Source organism: Nocardia sp. NPDC060220 (genome assembly GCF_042727815.1).
In the GTDB taxonomy this organism is placed as follows: domain Bacteria; phylum Actinomycetota; class Actinomycetes; order Mycobacteriales; family Mycobacteriaceae; genus Nocardia.
Genome location: NZ_JBHWZY010000819.1, coordinates 1 through 3,059 on the forward strand (window position 1 = coordinate 1; position 3,059 = coordinate 3,059).

Genomic DNA, 3,059 nt, shown 5'->3' on the forward strand with positions numbered 1-3,059 from the left:
CCGTTGCTTGCTCCTTCGTCGCCTACGCAACGGCGCCTGATCGACGGGACGGCCGCGAACCCGCCGCTGCGCGGCGGATCCCTCCTCGGGGTCGGGATGTGCGGGCTGGGTCGGGGCCTTTATTCGACGGTGACCGACTTGGCCAGGTTGCGGGGCTTGTCCACGTCGTAGCCCAGGGTCTGGGCCACCTCGGCGGCGAAGATCTGCAGCGGCACCGTGGACAGCAACGGCTGGTACAGGGTCGGGGCGGCCGGGATCTCGATCAGGTCGTCGGCGAACGGGCGCACGGTGTCATCGCCCTCTTCGGCGATCACGATCGTGCGAGCACCGCGCGCCTGGATCTCACGAATGTTGCTGAGCAGCTTGGAATGCAGCACCGCGCGCCCCTTCGGCGACGGCATCACGATGATCACCGGCAGGCCGTCTTCGATCAGCGCGATCGGCCCGTGCTTGAGCTCGCCCGCGGCGAAGCCCTCAGCGTGCATGTAGGCCAGTTCCTTGAGCTTGAGCGCGCCTTCGAGCGCCACCGGATAACCCACGTGGCGACCGAGGAACAGCACCGTCGGCACATGCGCCAGCTCGCGCGCGATGGCCCGCACCTGTGGCGCGGTCTCGAGCACCCGGGCGATCAGCTTCGGCATCGATTCCAGTTCGGCGAACTCGCGAGCCACCTCGTCGGGGTACTTGGTCCCGCGCGCCTGCGCCAGGGCCAGACCGACCAGATAGTTGGCAGCCACCTGCGCCAGGAACGCCTTGGTCGAGGCGACACCGATCTCGGGCCCGGTCCGCGTGTAGATCACCGCGTCGGACTCGCGCGGAATCTGCGCCCCGTTGGTGTTGCAGATGGCCAGCACGCGCGCCTTCTGCTCCTTGGCGTGGCGCACCGCTTCGAGTGTGTCGGCGGTTTCACCGGACTGCGAGATCGCCACCACCAGCGTCGACCGGTCGAGAACCGGGTCGCGGTAACGGAATTCGCTGGCGAGCTCCACTTCCACCGGCACCCGGGTCCAGTGCTCGATCGCGTACTTGGCGAGCAGGCCGGCATGGTACGAACTGCCGCACGCCACGACGAACACCTTGTCGAACTCGCGCAGCTCCTGGTCGGCGAGGCGCTGTTCGTCGAGGACGATCCGGCCGCCCTTCTCGTCGACGACGAAATGCCCCATCAGGGTGTCGGCGACGGCGGTGGGCTGCTCCTCGATCTCCTTGAGCATGAAGTAGTCGTGGCCGCCCTTCTCCGCGGCGGCGAGGTCCCAGTCGATGGTGAACGGCCGGCTGACCACCCCGTCGGTGTTGCCCGCGAAGTCGGTGACGCTGTAGCCGTCCTTCGTGATCACCACGGCCTGGTTCTGCCCGAGCTCGACCGCCTCGCGGGTGTGCTCGATGAACGCGGTGACATCGGAGGCGATGAACATCTCACCCTCGCCGACCCCGACGACCAGCGGCGTCGACCGGCGAGCCGCCACGATCGTGCCGGGATGGTCCGCATGGGTGAACACCAGCGTGAACGCGCCCTCGAGCCGCTGCAACACGGCGTGGACACTCGCGGTGAAGTCGCCCGCGGTGGGGCCGTCGGCGTACGCGCGCGAAACCAGGTGCACCGCGACTTCGGTATCGGTGTCGCTCAGCAGCTCCACGCCGACGTCTTCCAGCTCGCGGCGCAGCGGCGCGAAGTTCTCGATGATGCCGTTGTGGACGACGGCGAGCTTGCCGGAGAGGTCGCGGTGGGGGTGCGCGTTGCGGTCGGTCGGCGCGCCGTGGGTGGCCCAGCGGGTGTGCCCCATCCCGGTCGACCCGGCGAAACGCTCGGTCCCCGCCTCGCCCAGTTCGGCTTCCAGATTGGCCAGCCGCCCGGCCTTACGTTCGACCGCCAGAGCACCGTTTCCATCGAGGATCGCGACCCCCGCGGAGTCGTATCCGCGATACTCCATGCGTCGCAGCGCGTCGACGACAACGCCCAGCGCATCCCGGTATCCGACGTACCCCACGATTCCGCACATGGTCCCCCACCCTACTGATCGGATACTCTTCTCGCCGTGTCGGTGTCTGCAAAATCGCTCGTGAGCACCCTGTCCGTGCGTGGCCCCCACCGGGTGCTGCGTGGGAACCTAGGGATCGCAGGTCAGCCGGGTGTGGTGTACACGCCCGAGTCCGGGCTGAACCTGCCCGCTGTCGCGTTCGCGCACGGCTGGCTGACCAGCGCCGAGAACTACAAGAGCCTGCTCGAACACATCGCGTCGTGGGGTTTCGTGGTCGCCGCGCCCGATACCGAGCGTGGCCCGATTCCGTCACATCTGGACCTCGGCACCGACTTGCTCACCACGCTCGACATCGTGAGCAAGGTCCGCCTCGGTGACGGCACCATCAGCGTCCACCCCGACCGCCTCGCCCTCGCCGGCCACGGCATGGGGGCGGGCGCCGCGGTGATCGCCGCGGCTCAACGCCGGGTAGCCGCCGTCGTAGCGCTCTTCCCGGCCCCCACCTCCCCCGCCGCGGAGAACATCGCCCCCGACATCGACGCGCCCGGCCTGATCCTGACCGGTGACGACCTCGACTCGGTCAGCTCCAATGCCCGCGCCCTCGCCGCCTCCTGGTCGGGCCCGTCGATCCTGCGCACCCTCGACGGCGCCTCGCACAACGGCATCATCGAGGGCCGCCGCCTCTTCGCCGCCCTCGGCGCGGGCCGCTACGAACACAAAACCGACAAGGCCACCCGAGCCCTGGTCACCGGCTACCTCCTCGCCACCCTCCTCGCCGACAAGAAGTACGCGACCTTCGCCGACCCGGAAGCCGAGATCCCCCACACCAAGATCGTCGACCCCCACGCCGAGGTCGAGGTCGAGGCGCCCAAGTTGTCCATCGGCACAGTCGCCAAACTCATCCGCGGCTAGAAGCGCCCGGGCCGTCCGAGCGACGCCGGCCCGGCGCGATCACCCTCCGCATTCGGCGTCGCGCCGGTGATTCAGACCAGCCAGCTCTTGCGCTGGTAGTACTCGGCTTCAGGATCGTCGTCATCCAGCGGAGCAGCGCGGTCATTGGCCCGTCGAGCGGCGATAGAC

Annotated in this window: 2 protein-coding genes; one reads left to right on the forward strand and one right to left on the reverse strand. The window is 68.8% G+C overall.

Features of this window, described 5'->3' with window-relative positions; all coding sequences use genetic code 11:
• Window positions 1-119: 119 nt before the first annotated feature.
• Window positions 120-2,000, reverse strand: coding sequence for a glutamine--fructose-6-phosphate transaminase (isomerizing) (gene glmS, locus ACFWF3_RS30190; protein WP_379317051.1), 1,881 nt, complete (start codon window positions 1,998-2,000; stop codon window positions 120-122).
• Window positions 2,001-2,036: 36 nt separating this feature from the next.
• On the opposite strand from glmS, the gene ACFWF3_RS30195 reads away from it, so the two are divergent.
• The gene (locus ACFWF3_RS30195; protein ID WP_379317053.1) at window positions 2,037-2,891 is read left to right on the forward strand and encodes a dienelactone hydrolase family protein; all 855 of its coding nucleotides are present in this window, start codon (window positions 2,037-2,039) and stop codon (window positions 2,889-2,891) included.
• The last annotated feature ends 168 nt before the right edge of the window (window positions 2,892-3,059 follow it).

Bases quoted from the DNA above. Each gene is read 5' to 3' on its own strand.
- glmS (WP_379317051.1), bottom strand. From the start codon at position 2,000: ATGTGCGGAATCGTGGGGTACGTCGGATACCGGGATGCGCTGGGCGTT.